Raw genomic sequence first — 16,739 nt, 5'->3', positions numbered from 1 at the left:
ATACCAAGGCCCCACTTGCACGGAGCTCGTACTTTCCCTAACTGCGTGCGACGGTACGGCAGTGTCACACGGGCAGGGCACCCGGGATCCGGAGGAGTCCGAAGAAAGGCTTTTCGGCCAAAGGCGGGTGGCGTGGGTGCGCGGATGTGCCGATGTGCCGGTGGGCCGATGTGCCGGTGGGCCGATGTGCGGCCGTGGGTCAGAGCCCGGCCGGAGCGGTGCCCGCCATCGCCTTCTCGTGCTGCATGCGGGTCAGCCGCAGTACGAGGGCGATCGCGAGCACGGCGGCGGCGATGTCGAGGGAGTCCGAGAGCATCATCCGCAGGGCGCCGTCGCGGACCTGGGCCGCGCCCTCGGTGTCGTCGGCGTAGCCGGTCGTCCCGACGCGGTCGGCGAACAGCGAGGCCAGCCACAGCGCCCACCAGGTGTTGACCAGCGTGTGCGAACGGGTGGTGCCCCAGGGGCTGCTGGCGTCCCAGATGTCGAGGGTGATCCGGCGCGGGTACCAGAGGTTCACCACCGGCACGAACCAGCCGCCGATCGCCCAGCCCGGCGACTTGCGGTGCCCGAGCGGGTCGAACACCTGGGCGTTGGCCCGTACCCGCTGGAACCAGCACAGGTAGACGATCACGCAGGCGACCAGCGAGACGGCCTGGGCCCCGGCGGCGACGGTCAGCAGTTCGTCGGCGCGGTCGGCCCGGCGGAACGCGGCGGCGCCGGTCTCGCCTTCGGCCAGCGCGCCCGTGGCGTCGTACTGCAGGAAGTCCGCCCAGAGGGCGAACAGGTCGGCGGCGACCACCGTCCCGAGCAGTACGGCGGCGGCCCAGCCGAGGCCCACCGGCGAGCGCAGCCACAGTCCCGGCGTGCTGCCGAAGACGGGGGCCGGCTCGGGCGAGTCGCCGAGGCAGCGGTGGCACAGGGTGGCGCCGGGCGCGGCGGCGAAGTGGTGGCAGCGGGCGCAGATCAAGACGGTTCCCCCGGGACGCGGCAGTGCACGGAGCCCTCCCCTGGCCCGCGCGCGGAATGCGGAACATACGGCCCGCCACCGCCGCACGTCCACCCGTATCGCCTTGTCCCCCGGGTCAGCCCAGTCTGTTCGCGAGGGCCCTGAAGTCCGTCCAGGACATCGTCGGGGGGTCCGGGTCCCAGAGTTTCTGGATGGTCGCCCGCAGCGGCATCCGGATGCCGGCCGCCACCTGGTCCTGGGTCTGGGAACCGGCGAGGTCGCACCAGACGGCGAAGGAGCCGCCGAGGACCTGGGGCTCGTACCGCGCGGCCACCGCCGAGGTGCCGCGCAGCATGCGCGGGATCCACTGCTCGTAGATGCGCTGCCCGGTCGGGTAGACGAAGGTGTTCGGTTCCCCGAGGACGTAGTAGAGGTACTCGTCGTTGTAGTTGAGGACCTTGCGGCCCGCCCTGAGGTACTCCACGGGCTGCCGGGCGCCGATCTCCTTGCCGGTCCAGTAGGCGACCTGGAGGTCGTCGGCGGGCTGCACGGAGGCGCCCCGGAGGAATCCGTCGTTCCAGGCCCGCAGGGTGCGTTCGTGGGCGCGGACGGTGTCGGCGCGGGCGTTCAGCCAGCCGGTGGTGAGGTCGGCGACGGTGGCCCCGTCGCCGTACTCCTGCTCGGCGGCTGCCGCGAGCTGCGGGTAGGAGGCCTGCGGGTCCGCGACCGTCAGGGCCTGGTACTCGTCGCCGCCGAGGTTCCAGTCGGAGCCGGGGAACAGGTCGGCGTACTCGTCGAGCAGGTCGTCGACGAGTTTCGCCGAGGCGTCCAGGGAGATGTCGACGGCGCCCCTGGTGGCGACGCCCTGCGCGTTGCGCAGTTGCAGCTCCGGGTGGGCGGCGAGGACGGCGCCGAGGTGTCCCGGCGAGTCGATCTCCGGTACGACCTGGATGTGCCGGGAGGCGGCGAGCGCGACGATCTCCCGTACCTGCGCCTTGGTCAGGTGGTCCCGGGAGACGATCTCGGGGTGGGTGTCGGACTCGATCCGGAAGCCCTGGTCGTCGGAGAAGTGCAGCCCGAGCTCGTTGAACTTCAGGTCGCCGAGTTCTCGTATCCGGTCCTCTATCCAGCCGGCGGTGAACGGCTTGCGGGCGATGTCCAGCATGAACCCGCGCTGCGGCTTGGCGGGCTGGTCCCGCACCACCCCTTCCGGGGCCGTACCTCCGCCGTGCACCTCCTGCTTCAGCGTCCGGGTGCCGTAGAAGACGCCGGCGTCCCCGGGCCCGCTGATCCGGACCGACCCGCCGCGCACGGTCATGGTGTACGACTCCGGGTCCCCCGTGCCGCCGAGGTCGAGCCGCACGTCGCCCGGCCGGACGTCGTCGTCCGCGCCCTTCTGCCCGGCGTACGCGAGCCCCAGCTCGCCCGCGGTCAGCCGCCCCTCGTCGGCGAGCGCCGGATCGCTCACCACGACCCGGCCGCCGCGCTGCGGGCGCCAGCCGGGTCCGCGGGCGGCGGTGTGGGAGCGGACGGCGGGGATGGTGCGCGGGGCCTGGGAGAGGGGGTAGCTGCGGGTGGGCGTGGGAGCGGGGGTCGGCGCCCCGGAGCTCGCCCCCGACGACGCCCCCCGGTCGCTGCCGGAGGGCTGCCGGGCCGCTCCGGCGGTGTTCCCGCCGTCGCCGCCGCCCGAGGAGGCCCATACCCCGATGCCCGTGCCGAGCGCGACGGTCCCCGCGAAGGCCGCGGCGACCACCGCCCGCCTCCGCGTGAACTGCCGTGCCGACGGCCTGCGCCTGTGCTGGCTCACGGCTACAACTTACGACGCACCCGCCGCACCTCCGTCACCGACGCAATCCGAAACTCTCCCGTTCGGGTGAAATTCAGGCAACCAACGGACACACCGTGAACGTCCTCGATAACGTCGACGACACATCTCTCACGGCATCCACTGCCGCCCCGGCCACACCGCATGTGACGCGAGGACCCACGCTGCCCGCCCACCGCCTGCCCCATCTCCCCACCCCGCTGGACGCGTTCAACGCCGCCCCCGACGACGAGGCCGGCGCGCTGCTCCTGCACTGCCTGCACAGCCGCCGCTGGTCCCACCGGCTCACGGCCCACCGCCCGTACCCCGACCTGGACTCCCTCCTCGCGGCAGCCGACGAGGCCACGTACGACCTGTCACCGGGCGACCTGGCGGAGGCACTCGCGGGCGAGTCCCTGCCAGACCTCCCCCATGACACCTACTCGGCAGCCGCCACCGCCCTGACTGCGGCGCACGCGGCCTACGAAGCCAAATTCGGGCACGTGTTTGTCATCTACCTGGGCGACACCCCTCCCGAGGAGCGCTTGGACCGCGTCCTGGAAGGCATCTACTCCCGTTCGACGACCGATCCGGAGGACGAGCGCGTGATGTGCGTGGAGCAACTCCGGCGCCTTGCACGAGCGCGTCTGGACACTTACCTGAGGGGCGCGGGGAACTGCGCGACCAGCCACCCACAACCCGCACCCGGCGCATAACAGCACAGCCCACCCCAGAAGCCGCCCGGCTAACCCATCCGCGTGCCACTTTGATCACACCGGTAGGCCCGGCGTAAGCCCAGCGGCAGCGCCTCGCTACGATGCTGGGGGCCGGTGGACCGTACCCGGCCGGGCCCGACCGACACCCACAAGCCGGCGCGGCCCCGATACCCCGCTCCCGGAGGGACTTCCGTGCCGGCTGGAACGCTGTACCGCGGCCGGGAAGGAATGTGGTCCTGGGTGGCTCACCGAGTCACCGGCGTCCTCATTTTCTTCTTCCTGTTCGTTCACGTGCTGGACACCGCTCTCGTCCGCGTCTCCCCCGAGGACTACGACAAGGTCGTAGCCACGTACAAGACGCCGATCGTCGCACTGCTGGAGTACGGCCTCGTGGCCGCCATCCTCTTCCACGCGCTCAACGGCCTGCGTGTCATCGCCGTCGACTTCTGGTCGAAGGGCCCGCGCTACCAGAAGCAGATGCTCTGGACGGTCGTCGGTGTCTGGGTCGTCCTCATGGTCGGGGCCATCTACCCCGTTCTCGGCCACGCCGCTCGTGTCCTGTTCGGGAGCTGACGCAGATGTCGACCACTGAAACCACCGCCGGCGTCGGTCCCGTCGAGGGCGCACCCCTCTTCAACGTCGACAACCCGGCCCCCCTCATCGAGGCCCCGCGCAAGCGCACCAAGAAGACCCCGCGCTCCACCCGCGGCAACTTCGAGATGGCCGCCTGGCTGTTCATGCGCCTGTCCGGCGTCGTGCTGGTCGTCCTCGTCCTCGGCCACCTGCTGATCCAGCTGGTGCTCGACGGCGGCGTGTCGAAGATCGGCTTCGCCTTCGTGGCCGGCCGCTGGGCGAGCCCGTTCTGGCAGGTCTGGGACCTGCTGATGCTGTGGCTCGCGATGCTGCACGGCGCGAACGGCCTGCGCACGATCATCAACGACTACGCGGAGCGCGCGAACACCCGGCTGTGGCTCAAGGGCCTGCTCTACACGGCCACGGTGTTCACCATCCTGCTGGGCTCGCTGGTGATCTTCACCTTCGACCCGAACATCCGCTAGGCACGGGGCTGCGAGAATCATGAAGATCCACAAGTACGACACCGTCATCGTCGGCGCCGGCGGCGCGGGCATGCGCGCGGCCATCGAGTCCACGAAGCGCAGCCGCACCGCGGTCCTGACCAAGCTCTACCCGACCCGCTCCCACACGGGCGCCGCGCAGGGCGGCATGGCCGCCGCGCTCGCCAACGTGGAGGAGGACAACTGGGAGTGGCACACCTTCGACACGATCAAGGGCGGTGACTACCTGGTCGACCAGGACGCCGCCGAGATCCTGGCGAAGGAGGCCATCGACGCCGTCCTCGACCTGGAGAAGATGGGCCTGCCGTTCAACCGGACCCCGAACGGCACCATCGACCAGCGCCGCTTCGGCGGTCACTCCCGCAACCACGGCGAGGCCCCGGTCCGCCGGTCCTGCTACGCCGCGGACCGCACCGGCCACATGATCCTCCAGACGCTGTACCAGAACTGCGTCAAGGAGGGCGTGGAGTTCTTCAACGAGTTCTACGTCCTGGACCAGCTGATCACCGAGGAGGACGGCGTCAAGAAGTCGTCCGGCGTGGTCGCCTACGAGCTGGCCACCGGCGAGATCCACATCTTCCAGGCGAAGGCCGTCATCTACGCCTCCGGCGGCACCGGAAAGTTCTTCCGGGTGACGTCGAACGCCCACACGCTCACCGGTGACGGCCAGGCCGCCGTCTACCGCCGCGGGCTGCCGCTGGAGGACATGGAGTTCTTCCAGTTCCACCCGACCGGCATCTGGCGCATGGGCATCCTGCTGACGGAGGGCGCCCGCGGTGAGGGCGGCATCCTCCGCAACAAGGACGGCGAGCGCTTCATGGAGAAGTACGCGCCGGTCATGAAGGACCTCGCGTCCCGTGACGTCGTGTCCCGCTCCATCTACACGGAGATCCGTGAGGGCCGCGGCTGCGGTCCCGAGGGCGACCACGTCTACCTCGACCTCACCCACCTCCCGCCGGAGCAGCTGGACGCGAAGCTCCCGGACATCACCGAGTTCGCGCGCACCTACCTGGGCATCGAGCCGTACACGGACCCGATCCCGATCCAGCCGACCGCGCACTACGCCATGGGCGGCATCCCGACCAACGTCGAGGGCGAGGTCCTCTCGGACAACACCACGGTCGTCCCGGGCCTGTACGCGGCCGGCGAGGTCGCCTGCGTCTCGGTCCACGGCGCCAACCGCCTCGGCACCAACTCGCTCCTCGACATCAACGTGTTCGGCCGCCGGGCGGGCATCGCGGCCGCCGAGTACGCGCACACCGTCGACTTCGTCGAACTCCCGGAGAACCCGGCCGAGTTCGTCGTCGACCAGATCGAGCAGCTGCGCACCTCGACGGGCAACGAGCGGGTCGCCACGATCCGCCGGGAGCTTCAGGACACGATGGACGCCAACGTCATGGTGTTCCGCACCGAGCAGACGATCAAGACGGCGGTCGAGAAGATCGCGGAGCTGCGCGAGCGCTACAAGAACGTCTCGATCCAGGACAAGGGACGCCGCTTCAACACGGACCTCCTGGAGGCGATCGAGCTCGGCAACCTGCTCGACCTCGCCGAGGTCATGGCGGTCTCCGCGCTGGCCCGCAAGGAGTCCCGCGGCGGTCACTACCGCGAGGACTACCCGAACCGCGACGACGTCAACTTCATGCGCCACACCATGGCGTACCGCGAGGTCGGCGACGACGGCGCCGAGTCCATCCGTCTCGATTACAAGCCGGTCGTCCAGACCCGCTACCAGCCGATGGAGCGTAAGTACTGATGGCAACCCCCGTTCTGGACAAGGCGGACGCGGCCGGCCAGCCCGAGCCCGGCTTCGCCGACTCCCCCTACATCACGGTCACCTTCCGGGTCCGCCGCTTCAACCCGGAAGTCTCCGCGGACGCGGTCTGGGAAGACTTCCAGCTGGAGATCGACCCGAAGGAGCGCGTCCTCGACGGCCTCCACAAGATCAAGTGGGACGTCGACGGCACGCTGACCTTCCGCCGCTCCTGCGCGCACGGCATCTGCGGCTCGGACGCGATGCGGATCAACGGCAAGAACCGGCTCGCCTGCAAGACGCTGATCAAGGACATCAACCCCGAGAAGCCGATCACGGTCGAGCCCATCAAGGGCCTGACGGTCCTGAAGGACCTGGTCGTCGACATGGAGCCGTTCTTCCAGGCGTACCGGGACGTCATGCCCTTCCTCATCACGAAGGACACGAACGAGCCCACGCGCGAGCGTCTCCAGACCGCCGAGGACCGCGAGCGCTTCGACGACACCACGAAGTGCATCCTCTGCGCGGCCTGCACCTCCTCGTGCCCGGTCTTCTGGAACGACGGCCAGTACTTCGGCCCGGCCGCCATCGTCAACGCGCACCGCTTCATCTTCGACAGCCGTGACGAAGCGGGCGAGCAGCGCCTGGAGATCCTCAACGACCGCGACGGCGTCTGGCGCTGCCGCACGACCTTCAACTGCACGGACGCCTGCCCGCGCGGCATCGAGGTCACCAAGGCGATCCAGGAAGTCAAGCGCGCCCTGATCACGCGCCGCTTCTGATCCCCTCACCCGCTGGAAGGCCCCGCCCCCACCCGGGGGCGGGGCCTTCCGCGTACCCGGCCTCACCTCGCGGGCGGTCTGCGCCACTCCCGGGCGCCCGCCGCGCGCATGAGGGCGAGGGCGGTGTCCGGGTCGCCGGAGACCAGGGGGTGCACGAGTTCGACGTAGTGCACCTGGCCGGCCAGGGACCTGCGGAGCCGGCGGAGGGTGCGGGCGTCGAAGGAGACGTGGCCGGGGCGGTCCACGAGGCCGGCCGAGACGGCCAGCGTCTCTATGCCGACCTTGCACTCGGTCAGTGCGGTCCTGCGGCAGACGTGGATCTCGACGTCGCCCTGCCACAGGCCGAGGACCGCCGTGTAGGTCACTCCCGAGCCGGCGTAGGCCGCGACCGCGAGATGCGGGTCCCCCTCCCCGCCGCCCGGTCCGTCCAGGCCCAGCCGCCGCGCGACCCCGGCGAAAGCCGCCCGCGCCTCGCCGTGGAAGGCCTCTGCTCCCGGAGCCATCCCCGCCCCCTCGTTCGCCCGGCACCGACGACGGCTCAGCGTAGCGACGTACCGGGCCCCTTCTCGGCCCATTGAGTGACCCGACGGTCAGCCCGCCCGGCAACCGTCAAGTCCGCTCCTAATCTGATCGCATGTCAGATGACGAGTCGTACGAACTGCTCGGGTTCGACAACGTGGTGATGCCCGTCGGGAGGCTCGCGGACGCCGTGGGCTTCTACGAGCGGGCCGGGTTCACGGTGGGGTTCCGGTTCGACGAGGGCGGGATCGCGCTGCTGAAGGTCGGGGGCGAGACACCCGGGATCCTGCTGCGGGCCGAGGAAGGGCTCGGGCACCGGCCGGCGGTGTGGGCGTCGCCGCGCGTGTGGCTGGAGGTGCCGGACGCGCGGGCCGCGGCCGAGCGGTTCAGGGCGGCGGGGATCGCCGTGCTCGACGAGCCGTTCTCCGTGGCCACCGGCTGGACCGTCGAGGTCGCCGACCCCTGGGGGAACATCCTCGGTTTCACGGACTACAGCAAGCGGCCGGAGCTGGCGCGGCGGGGGTGAAACGGGTCACTCCGCAACCGAGTTGAACATGTTCAAAAGCAGGTCTACAGTCATCCCTGTCAGCGTTTTGAACGCGTTCAAGAAGGGGTGGGGCATGGACCGCACGGTCATCGCCTACGTCATCTACCTGCTCGTCAGCATCGGTCTGACCATCTGGGTGGCCCGCACGCTCAGCCGCAACGGCCGGATCTTCCTCTCCGACGTCCTGCACGGCAACGAGCAGCTCGCCGACGCCGTCAACCACCTCCTGGTGGTCGGCTTCTACCTCGTCAACCTCGGCTTCGTCGCGCTCTACCTGCACACCACCGACACGGTCGCCGACACCCGGGGCATCTTCGAGGCGCTCTCCTCCAAGCTCGGGGTGGTGCTGCTGGTGCTCGGCGCGATGCACCTCGGCAACGTCTACGTGCTGAACCGGATCAGGCGCCGCGGGATCATGGAGAAGGAGCAGTTCCCGCCGGTCCCGCCGCAGGGCTGGACCGCGCCGGCGGCCGGGGCGTGACCGCCGTGACCGCGACCGACGACCGGGGCGCCGCGCGCGTCCCGGTCCACGGGCTCACCGTCCTCTACGACGCCGAGTGCGGCCTCTGCACCCATCTGCGCGACTGGCTCGTGCGCCAGCCGCAGCTGGTGCCGCTGGAGCTGGTCCCGGCGGGCTCGCCCGAGGCCCGGACCCGGTTCCCCGGCCTCGACCACTCGGCCACCTTCGACGAGGTCACCGTCGTCGGTGACGCCGGCCAGGTCTACCGGGAGACCGCCGCCTGGATCGTCGTGCTGTGGGCGCTGCGGGAGCAGCGACCGCTCGCCCACCGGCTGAGCACCCCGGCCGGGGCCCGGCTGGCCCGGGGCGCGGTGCTCGCCGCCGCCTGGTGGCGGGGCGGCTTGGGGAACGGGAAGCCCTTCCGCAGGGAGGACGGGTGGGTGTACGAACCCGCTGTCGGGTGGATCTTCAACCCTCCGGGCTGTTCCGACGGCGCATGCGCCACTGGTTAGGCTCTGTCCGTGTCCGCGAAGAACGACGGCCCGGTCGAGGCCGCTGCCCAGAGCAAGTCCGAGCAGACCCGCGCGCTGATCCTGGAGACGGCGATGCGCCTGTTCCGGGAGCGGGGCTACGAGAAGACGACGATGCGGGCCATCGCCACGGAGGCCGGGGTCTCCGTCGGCAACGCGTACTACTACTTCGCCGGCAAGGAACACCTGATCCAGGGCTTCTACGACCAGCTCGCCGCCGAGCACCGGGTGGCGGTCCGCGAGGTCCTGGACAAGGAGACCGACCTGGAGGCGCGGCTCGCGGGGGTGCTCAAGGTGTGGCTGGACATCGCCCGGCCGTACCACGAGTTCGCGGTCCACTTCTTCAAGAACGCCGCCGACCCCGACAGCCCGCTCAGCCCCTTCTCCCCGGAGAGCGAGCACGCGCGCGTGGAGGCGATCAGCGTGCACCGGGAGGTGCTCGCCGGGGCGAAGACCAAGGTGGCACCCGAACTGCGGGACGTGCTGCCCGAGTTGATGTGGCTCTCGCAGATGGGCCTGGTGCTCTACTGGATCTTCGACCGGACCGAGGGGCGGGAGCGCAGCTACCGGCTCGCCGAGCGGGGGGCCCGGCTGACCGCGCGAGGGGTGTCCCTCGCGCGGTTCCGGGTGCTACGACCGCTGGTCCTTGAGGTGCACGAGCTGTTCACGGACTTCCTGCCGGGGATGACCCGGGTACTGCCGGATCCGGGCGGCAGGGCCAGGGGTCCGGCTAGCTGACCGCGTCCACCTCGTCCCCGGTCAGCTCCACGTCGTACACCACCGGCCCCTCCGCCACCGTCACGTGCCGGGCCTTCGAGCCGTACGACGACGACGCGACGGCCAGCAGGTACGAACCCGGCTCCGGGACCGACACGATGTACGAGCCGTCCGCCAGGGACGTCACCCGGTCCAGCTGACGTCCGCCCTTGGACATCAGCGTCACCGACGCCTCCTCCACCGGCTCACCGTCCGGCGTGCGGACGAAGCCGTGGATCGCCGTGGCCGGGCCCGCCGGGCCTGCCGGGCCTGCGGCCTGCTCCGGGGCGGGCGTCTCCCGGGGTTCCACCGCGAGGTGCGGGAGCCGCTTGTCCAGCCAGGCCGGCAGCCACCAGTTGGAGTTGCCCAGCAGGTGCATCGCCGCCGGGACCAGGGCCGTACGGAGGATGAAGGCGTCCAGGGCGACCGCCGCCGCCAGGCCCACGCCGGCCGTCGCCGCGCCCGAGTCGCCGCTGAGGACGAAGGCCAGGAAGACGCAGACCATGATCAGGGCCGCGGAGTTGATGACCCGGCTGGTCTCCGCGAGGCCGACCCGGACCGCCCGCGCGTTGTCCTTGGTGTGCACCCACTCCTCGTGCATCCGGCTCACCAGGAACACCTGGTAGTCCATGGAGAGGCCGAAGAGCAGGGAGAGCATGATGACCGGCAGGAACGCGTTGATCGGGCCCTCCTTGCCGAGGCCCAGCAGGTCCAGGCCCCAGCCCCACTGGAAGACCGCCACCAGGACGCCGAAGGAGGCCGCCGCCGCGATCAGGTTCATCAGGGCGGCCGTCAGCGGGACGACCAGGGAGCGGAAGGCGACCAGGAGGAGCAGGAAGCCCAGGGTGATGATGGTCGCGATGAAGAGCGGGAGACGGTCGCCGGTGACGGAGGCGAAGTCCTTGGACACCGCCGTCACACCGCCGACGTGGGCCTCCGCGCCCGCCTTCGGGATCACCTGGTCGCGCAGGGTGTCGATGAGGTCGTCGGTCTCCTTCGACTGCGGGGAGGTGGTCGGGACCACCTGGATGACCGTGACGCCCTGGGACGACGGCAGTTCGGCGACCTGGGCGATCCCCGGGGTCGACTTCAGGCCCTGGACCAGTTGCGCCGTGTCGCCGCCGACGCTGACCACCTGGAGGGGGCCGTTGAAGCCGGGGCCGAAGCCCTCGGCGAGCAGGTCGTAGGCCTTCCTGGTGGTCGTGGACGCGTCGTCGTTGCCCTGGTCGGTGGCGCCGAGGCGGAGCGAGAAGACCGGGATGGCGAGGACCGCCATGACGACCACGGCGAGCGCGGCGATGCGGCGCGGGCGCTTCTCGACGTTCGCCGACCAGCGGGCCGCGAGACCGCTCGCCCTCTCCGGCTCCGGGCCCTCGGCGGCCAGCCGGCGGCGCTGGCGGCGGCTGAGGACGCGCGGGCCGAGGAAGCCGAGCAGGGCGGGCAGGAGGGTGGTGGCCGCGAGGACGCTCAGGACCACCGTCAGGGACGTGGCGATGACCACGCCCTGCAGGAAGGCCAGCCGCGTGACCAGCATGCCGGCGAGTGCGATGCAGACCGTGCCGCCCGCGAACAGCACCGCCCGGCCGGAGGTGTTGAGGGCGGTGACCGCCGACTCCTCCGGGTCCATGCCGCGCAGGATGCCGCGCCGGTGCCGGGTGACGATGAACAGGGCGTAGTCGATGCCGACACCGAGGCCGATCAGGGAGGCGAGCAGCGGCGCGATGTCGGGGATGTCGGTGGTGTGGCTGAGCAGCTGGGTGGAGAACAGGCCCATGCCGACGCCGAAGACGGCGATCGCGATGGGCAGGGTCATCGCGAAGAACGAGCCGAAGGCGAGGAACAGCACGACGGCCGCGGCGATGATGCCGACCATCTCGGACAGGCCCTGCGGCGGCTCCTGGACGCGCTGGATGGCCTGGCCGCCCACCTCGACCTGGAGGCCGTCGCGTTCGGCGGCCTGCGCGGTGTCGAGGACCTTCTGCACCTGCTCCTTCGGGATCTCGTTCGCCCGCTTGGTGAAGGTCAGCTGGGCGTAGGCGATCGTGCCGTCCTTGCTGATCTGTGCGGATCCCCGGGCGCCCGCGTAGGGGCTGGTGACCGCGCCCACGCCGGGCAGCTTGGCGATCTTGTCGAGGGCCGGCTGGACGCGGTCCTCGACCGCCTGGTCCGTCACCGAGCCGCTGTCGGCCTTCCACACCACGGTGTCCGTGTCACCGGAGGTGTTCGGGAAGGCCTTCTCCATCAGGTCGTACGCGGTCTTGGAGTCCGTGTCGGGAAGGGAGAAGACGTTCGCGTAGTTCGTGCCCGCCGACGAGGCCGAGAAGCCCACGCCGACGAGTGCCCCCACCCACAGCAACAGGACCACCAGCCGGTGCCGATAGCACCACCGTGCCAATGCCGTCACGCTCAACAGCTCCTTTTCGTCGATCAGTTCGGTCGGTCCCCCAGGTCCTGGGCAACAGGATCGGCAGCGGGCCGCGTGCCGGGACACGGGGCGCGCATGACTCTCAAGGAACTCCAAAGCTGCGCGCCCCCCGCTGTCGGCGGCGGCGCCGATACTGGGGGCATGACGGCTCCAGGCAGCACCGTGCTGATCGTGGAGGACGAGCCGAGCATCGCGGACGTCCTCGCCATCGCCCTGCGCTACCACCGGTTCGAGGTGATGACGGCCGGCACGGTCCGGGACGCCCTCGCGCTGGCCGAGCGCACCCGGCCGGACGCGGCGCTGCTCGACGTGATGCTGCCGGACGGCGATGGCCGCGCCCTCGCCCGTGAGCTGCGCGCCCGGCAGCCCGACCTGGCACTGGTGTTCCTCACCGCGCGGGACGCCCCGGCCGAGATAGTCGGGGCGCTCGGCTACGGCGACGACTACATCACCAAGCCGTTCAACATCGACGAGGTCGTCGCCCGGATCGGCGCCGTGCTGCGCCGCACCCGCCCGGCGGACGTCATCCAGCAGCGCCCGCCGCTGCGCTACGGCGACCTGGAGCTGGACGAGACGACGTACTCGGTGCACCGCGCGGGCCGCACGGTCGAGCTGACCCCGACCGAGTACGCGCTGCTGCGCTTCCTGGTGCGCAACGGCGGCCGGATCGTGCCGAAGGAGCAACTGCTCAGGCACGTCTGGCAGTACGAGCACATACCGTCCGAGTCGACCGTGGTGGAGACGTACATCAGCTACCTGCGGCGCAAGCTCGACGCCCTGGGCGCACCGGTGATCACCACCCGGCGGGGCGTCGGGTACGGCCTGACATGAACCTCGGCAAGCGCCGGCACCGGCACGGACTGCACTCGCTGCGCGGCAAGCTCACCCTGGCCAACGTCGGGCTGCTCGCCGTCGGCATCGTCGTGGCGACCGCCGTGAGCATCATGGGCATGCGGCTGTACCTGCTCGACCAGGTGGACTCCGAGCTGCTCAAGATGCGGACGTCACTGGGCAGTTCGGGACTCACACTGCGGCAGGTCGACTCGCTGGGCGCGCTCGGCGTGATCCGCGACCGGATCACCCCCGCCGAGTCCGACCCGACACCGGACTCGATCTTCACGGTCATCGACACCAGGGGCGACGCGATCTCCCTCTTCGGCATGAAGCCGACCGAGGCCCAGCGCTCCCTCGCCGCCGTCGTCTCCGACCCGCGGGCCCTCACCGCCGCCCCCGACCCGCGCGACGTCGACGTGCACGGCGCCTCCTACCGGGTGACGGCGACACGGCTCGCCGACGGCTCCTACATCCTGCTGGCCACCTCGACCGAGCTGCTGCACAAGGGCATAGCCAAGGCGCTCAGGCTCGACTTCGCGGTCGGCTCGCTGCTGCTCGCGCTGCTGTGCTGCCTGACCATGTACAGCGTGCGGCAACGGCTGCTGCCGCTGGAGGACATGGTGGAGACGTCGTCGGCGATCGCCGAGGGCGACCTGACCCGGCGGGTGCCCTCCAGCCAGCATCCGACGGAGGAGGTCGAGCAGCTGCGGCTGGCCCTCAACGCCATGCTGCACCAGGTGGAGACGGCGTACCGGACCCGCGAGCGCAGCGCGGGCCAGCTGCGCCGGTTCGTCGCCGACGCCTCGCACGAGCTGCGCACCCCGCTCGCCGCCATCCGCGGCTATCTCCAGCTGTACGAGAAGGGGATGCTGAGCGACCCCGGGGAGCGGCGGCGGGCCTGGGACCGGATGAACGGCGAGGTGGAACGGATGGGCCGCCTCGTCGACGAGCTGCTGCTGCTCGCCCGGCTCGACCAGCGGCCGGAGATCAGGTTCCGGAACGTCGACCTGAGCCGGCTGGTGCGGGACGCGGCGGAGGACCTGCGGGCGCAGCAGCCGGGGCGGCCGGTGGCCGTGGAGGCCGACGGGGCGGTGCTGGTGCGGGCGGACGAGTCGGCGCTGCGGCAGGTGCTGGGGAACCTGATGGCCAACGTGCGGACGCATACGCCTCTCGAGGCGGGGGTGACGTTGGGGGTGGAGCGGTCGGACGGGGTGGTGCGGGTGTGTGTGGCCGACGAGGGGCCGGGGTTGGAGGAGGAGGACGCGGCGCGGATCTTCGACCGGTTCTTCCGGGTGGGGAGTGCGGAGGGAAGCGGGCTGGGGATGGCGATCGTGCAGGGTGTGGTGGAGGCGCACGGGGGTGAGGTGGGGGTGCGGACGGCGCCTGGAGAAGGGCTGGCGGTGACGGTGACGTTGCTGTCGGTATGAGTTTCGAGTGCGGGTCCCTTGTGGCTGGTCGCGCAGTTCCCCGCGCCCCTGAAGGGGCGCGGGGAACTGCGCGAGCAACCACGACGGCGCCGCAGCCGCGACGGCTACGGGTCGACCGAGACCAACGCCCAGACGGTCTTGCCGTGGGCTCCCCTGCTCCATACGCCCCAGGCCGCGGCGATCGTCCCCACCAGGTGCAGGCCCCGGCCCGTCTCGTCGGCCTCCCGGACCATCCGCAGGCGGGGTTCCGCGCGGCCCTCGTCGGAGACCTCGATGAGGCAGGAGCCGTCGGCCAGGGCGGTCACCGCGACCTCGAACTCCCGCTCCCGCAAAGGGCCGTGACGGACGACGTTGGTGGCCAGCTCGGAGACGAGGAGCAGGGCGTCGTCGACCGCCGGGGTGTCCGGGCCGTGGCCCCAGGCGGCCAGATGGTCCCGGACCCGGTGCCGGGCGAGGCCGACGGACGCCGGGTGCCGGGGAAGCCGGAAGGCGTTGCGTCTCAGCACGCCCGTCAGATCCAGTCCAGACTCCACAGGCGGAAGATGCCCGAACTGTCGTTGAGGTACTGGGCTCCGCCCACGTCCTCGCTGCTGAGGACGTAGTCCGTGCGCTGCCACAGCGGGATCAGCGGGACGTCGTCCGCCACGTCCGTCTGGACGGTGCGGAAGTCCTGCTCGGCGTCGCTGCGGTCGGCGTACCGCTGGCTGTTCCGGAGCAGGCCGTCGACGATCTTGTTGCTGTAGCCGGTGCTCATGACGGAGTCACTGCCGACCAGGGCGGCGCCGAAGGTGTCCGGGTCGGGATAGTCGGCGACCCAGCCGACCGCCCAGGCGTCCATCTTCCCCTCGGCCCAGGACTTCTGGAAGTCGGTCCACTCGTACCCCTTGACGTCGACCTTGAACAGGCCGCCCTTCTCCAGCTGCTTCTTCAGCGCGGCGGCCTCCTCGGCGCCCGCGCCGTGGCCGATGCCGTAGCCGAAGGAGAACTCGACGGGGGTGCTGACGCCGGCCTGCTCCAGGAGCGCCTTCGCCTTGTCGACGCTCTGGGTGGGGTAGGTGTCGAAGAAGGACGTGGTGTGGCCGGTGAGGCCGCTCGGGATCAGCGAGTACAGCGGCTCCACCGTGCCGTCGTACACGGACGCGGCGAGGTCCTCGCGGTTGACCAGCCAGGCGAGGGCCCGGCGCACCAGCACGTCGTGCAGGGGCGACTTCGCCCGGGTGTTCAGGTACAGGTTGCGGGTCTCGGAGCTGTCGGACTCCAGGACGCGCTGGTCGGGGTCGCTCGGCGAGAGCTTGGAGACCATGGCGGGCGGCAGCGTCCGGGTCGCCACGTCGACCTGCTTGGCCTTGTACGCGCTCGCGAGCTTGGCCGAGTCGGCGTAGTAGTCCAGCTCGACGGGGCGGCCGGTGCCGCTCAGCTCGCCCTTGTAGCGGCTGTTGGGCCGCAGGACGGCCCGCTTGTCCTTCGTGTACGACGTCAGGGTGTACGGGCCGGTGCCGTCCACCGATTCGTCGGTGCGCAGCTTGTCCGCCGGGTACTTGTCCTTGTCGACGATCGCGCCGGCGCCGGTGGCGAGCTTGAACGGGAACGTCGCGTCCGGGGACGACAGGTGGAAGGTGACGGTCCTGCCGGAGGCGGTCACCGACTGCAGCGTCGAGAGCAGGGAGGCCGGGCCGACATCGGAGTTGATCTTCTTGACCCGGTCGAAGGAGTACTTCACGTCCTCGGCGGTCATCGCCCGGCCGCTCGGGAAGGTGATCCCGTCGCGCACCACGCAGCGGTACGTCTGGAGACCCGAGTCCGTGAACTCACAGCTCTCCGCCGCGTCCGGGACCGGCTTGACGCCGTCGGGCTCGAAGGTGAGCAGGGTCTGGAAGACGTTGTTGAACAACGCCCAGGAACCGGCGTCGTACGCACCGGCCGGATCGAGCGAGGTGACCGCGTCGGTCGTACCGACGGTGATGGTCTTGTTCTTGTTCTCCTGCGACGGCAACAGCTGCCAGCCGCCGATCCCCACGATCGCCAGGACGACGAGTGTCACGAGAATCCGCATGCGAACAGATCGCATGGTCGGTGCCCTCCCCAGGACCAGCACGGGTCCGTTCCAGGCCCTGCCCAGGCCCTCCACAAGTGCCACTCCCCTAAGTGACGCGGCTCACCTAAT

General features: G+C 70.7%; 17 protein-coding genes. 11 read left to right on the top strand and 6 right to left on the bottom strand.

The window, feature by feature from the left end; translation table 11 throughout:
* Positions 1 to 199: 199 nt before the first annotated feature.
* Both AB0D74_RS27265 and AB0D74_RS27260 read right to left on the bottom strand, forming a co-directional pair.
* Positions 200 to 967, bottom strand: a complete 768-nt coding sequence (locus AB0D74_RS27265; protein ID WP_362592237.1) for a DUF4328 domain-containing protein — start codon at positions 965 to 967, stop codon at positions 200 to 202.
* Between the two features lie 115 nt (positions 968 to 1,082).
* Positions 1,083 to 2,753 (bottom strand): glycoside hydrolase family 20 protein, encoded by a 1,671-nt coding sequence (locus tag AB0D74_RS27260; RefSeq protein ID WP_362592235.1) that lies wholly within the window; start codon positions 2,751 to 2,753, stop codon positions 1,083 to 1,085.
* Between the two features lie 164 nt (positions 2,754 to 2,917).
* Here AB0D74_RS27260 and AB0D74_RS27255 point away from each other — a divergent pair, with 164 nt between their 5' ends.
* From AB0D74_RS27255 to AB0D74_RS27235, 5 genes are all read left to right on the top strand, one after another.
* Positions 2,918 to 3,466, top strand: a complete 549-nt coding sequence (locus AB0D74_RS27255; protein WP_362592293.1) for a 2-oxo-4-hydroxy-4-carboxy-5-ureidoimidazoline decarboxylase — start codon at positions 2,918 to 2,920, stop codon at positions 3,464 to 3,466.
* Positions 3,467 to 3,658: 192 nt separating this feature from the next.
* Positions 3,659 to 4,039, top strand: coding sequence for a succinate dehydrogenase, cytochrome b556 subunit (gene sdhC, locus AB0D74_RS27250; protein ID WP_362312441.1), 381 nt, complete (start codon positions 3,659 to 3,661; stop codon positions 4,037 to 4,039).
* A 5-nt stretch (positions 4,040 to 4,044) separates the two neighbouring features.
* The gene (locus AB0D74_RS27245) at positions 4,045 to 4,524 is read left to right on the top strand and encodes a succinate dehydrogenase hydrophobic membrane anchor subunit (protein WP_351714984.1); all 480 of its coding nucleotides are present in this window, start codon (positions 4,045 to 4,047) and stop codon (positions 4,522 to 4,524) included.
* 19 nt (positions 4,525 to 4,543) lie between these two features.
* Positions 4,544 to 6,298, top strand: coding sequence for a succinate dehydrogenase flavoprotein subunit (gene sdhA, locus AB0D74_RS27240; protein ID WP_362592231.1), 1,755 nt, complete (start codon positions 4,544 to 4,546; stop codon positions 6,296 to 6,298).
* Entirely contained in the window at positions 6,298 to 7,077 is a 780-nt protein-coding gene (locus tag AB0D74_RS27235) for a succinate dehydrogenase iron-sulfur subunit (protein ID WP_362592228.1), read from the top strand. The genes sdhA and AB0D74_RS27235 overlap by 1 nt, the downstream gene beginning before the upstream one ends.
* A 62-nt stretch (positions 7,078 to 7,139) precedes the next feature.
* Here the strand turns inward: AB0D74_RS27235 and AB0D74_RS27230 are convergent, their stop codons facing one another.
* The gene (locus tag AB0D74_RS27230) at positions 7,140 to 7,580 is read right to left on the bottom strand and encodes a hypothetical protein (protein WP_362592225.1); all 441 of its coding nucleotides are present in this window, start codon (positions 7,578 to 7,580) and stop codon (positions 7,140 to 7,142) included.
* A gap of 131 nt (positions 7,581 to 7,711) precedes the next feature.
* Between AB0D74_RS27230 and AB0D74_RS27225 the strand changes: the two genes are divergently transcribed.
* The 4 genes from AB0D74_RS27225 (at position 7,712) to AB0D74_RS27210 (ending at position 9,871) form a co-directional block, all read left to right on the top strand.
* Positions 7,712 to 8,122: a VOC family protein gene (locus AB0D74_RS27225; protein WP_362592222.1), complete on the top strand. Its 411-nt coding sequence runs from the start codon at positions 7,712 to 7,714 to the stop codon at positions 8,120 to 8,122.
* 94 nt (positions 8,123 to 8,216) lie between these two features.
* Positions 8,217 to 8,624 (top strand): hypothetical protein, encoded by a 408-nt coding sequence (locus AB0D74_RS27220; RefSeq protein ID WP_362592219.1) that lies wholly within the window; start codon positions 8,217 to 8,219, stop codon positions 8,622 to 8,624.
* A complete protein-coding gene (locus AB0D74_RS27215; protein WP_362592216.1) occupies positions 8,621 to 9,115 on the top strand; it encodes a DCC1-like thiol-disulfide oxidoreductase family protein in 495 nt (164 codons plus the stop codon). The genes AB0D74_RS27220 and AB0D74_RS27215 overlap by 4 nt, the downstream gene beginning before the upstream one ends.
* A 9-nt stretch (positions 9,116 to 9,124) precedes the next feature.
* A complete protein-coding gene (locus AB0D74_RS27210; protein WP_362592213.1) occupies positions 9,125 to 9,871 on the top strand; it encodes a TetR family transcriptional regulator in 747 nt (248 codons plus the stop codon).
* On the opposite strand, the gene AB0D74_RS27205 is transcribed toward AB0D74_RS27210, so the two are convergent.
* The gene (locus AB0D74_RS27205) at positions 9,864 to 12,284 is read right to left on the bottom strand and encodes an MMPL family transporter (RefSeq protein ID WP_362592290.1); all 2,421 of its coding nucleotides are present in this window, start codon (positions 12,282 to 12,284) and stop codon (positions 9,864 to 9,866) included. The genes AB0D74_RS27210 and AB0D74_RS27205 overlap by 8 nt on opposite strands.
* A 171-nt stretch (positions 12,285 to 12,455) precedes the next feature.
* On the opposite strand from AB0D74_RS27205, the gene AB0D74_RS27200 reads away from it, so the two are divergent.
* Positions 12,456 to 13,145: a response regulator transcription factor gene (locus AB0D74_RS27200; protein ID WP_351485385.1), complete on the top strand. Its 690-nt coding sequence runs from the start codon at positions 12,456 to 12,458 to the stop codon at positions 13,143 to 13,145.
* Positions 13,142 to 14,575 (top strand): HAMP domain-containing sensor histidine kinase, encoded by a 1,434-nt coding sequence (locus AB0D74_RS27195; protein ID WP_362592209.1) that lies wholly within the window; start codon positions 13,142 to 13,144, stop codon positions 14,573 to 14,575. Before AB0D74_RS27200 ends, AB0D74_RS27195 begins: the two co-directional genes overlap by 4 nt.
* Before the next feature lie 104 nt (positions 14,576 to 14,679).
* Here the strand turns inward: AB0D74_RS27195 and AB0D74_RS27190 are convergent, their stop codons facing one another.
* Positions 14,680 to 15,081 carry an ATP-binding protein gene (locus tag AB0D74_RS27190; protein WP_362592287.1) on the bottom strand — a complete coding sequence of 134 codons (402 nt, stop codon included), beginning with the start codon at positions 15,079 to 15,081 and terminating at the stop codon, positions 14,680 to 14,682.
* Positions 15,082 to 15,086: 5 nt separating this feature from the next.
* Positions 15,087 to 16,643 carry an ABC transporter substrate-binding protein gene (locus AB0D74_RS27185; RefSeq protein WP_362592207.1) on the bottom strand — a complete coding sequence of 519 codons (1,557 nt, stop codon included), beginning with the start codon at positions 16,641 to 16,643 and terminating at the stop codon, positions 15,087 to 15,089.
* Positions 16,644 to 16,739: the final 96 nt, after the last annotated feature.

Source organism: Streptomyces sp. NPDC048278, from assembly GCF_040652195.1.
Classification (GTDB): Bacteria; Actinomycetota; Actinomycetes; order Streptomycetales; family Streptomycetaceae; genus Streptomyces.
The sequence above is the reverse complement of the archived record's forward strand: the minus strand, read 5'-3'. Positions and strand labels throughout refer to the sequence as shown.

What these genes read in the sequence shown, in the direction of transcription:
- AB0D74_RS27245 (WP_351714984.1), top strand. Translation starts at nt 4,045, where the DNA reads ATGTCGACCACTGAAACCACCGCCGGCGTCGGTCCCGTCGAGGGCGCA.
- sdhA (WP_362592231.1), top strand. Translation starts at nt 4,544, where the DNA reads ATGAAGATCCACAAGTACGACACCGTCATCGTCGGCGCCGGCGGCGCG.
- AB0D74_RS27235 (WP_362592228.1), top strand. Translation starts at nt 6,298, where the DNA reads ATGGCAACCCCCGTTCTGGACAAGGCGGACGCGGCCGGCCAGCCCGAG.
- AB0D74_RS27230 (WP_362592225.1), bottom strand. Translation starts at nt 7,580, where the DNA reads ATGGCTCCGGGAGCAGAGGCCTTCCACGGCGAGGCGCGGGCGGCTTTC.
- AB0D74_RS27225 (WP_362592222.1), top strand. Translation starts at nt 7,712, where the DNA reads ATGTCAGATGACGAGTCGTACGAACTGCTCGGGTTCGACAACGTGGTG.
- AB0D74_RS27220 (WP_362592219.1), top strand. Translation starts at nt 8,217, where the DNA reads ATGGACCGCACGGTCATCGCCTACGTCATCTACCTGCTCGTCAGCATC.
- AB0D74_RS27200 (WP_351485385.1), top strand. Translation starts at nt 12,456, where the DNA reads ATGACGGCTCCAGGCAGCACCGTGCTGATCGTGGAGGACGAGCCGAGC.
- AB0D74_RS27195 (WP_362592209.1), top strand. Translation starts at nt 13,142, where the DNA reads ATGAACCTCGGCAAGCGCCGGCACCGGCACGGACTGCACTCGCTGCGC.
- AB0D74_RS27185 (WP_362592207.1), bottom strand. Translation starts at nt 16,643, where the DNA reads ATGCGATCTGTTCGCATGCGGATTCTCGTGACACTCGTCGTCCTGGCG.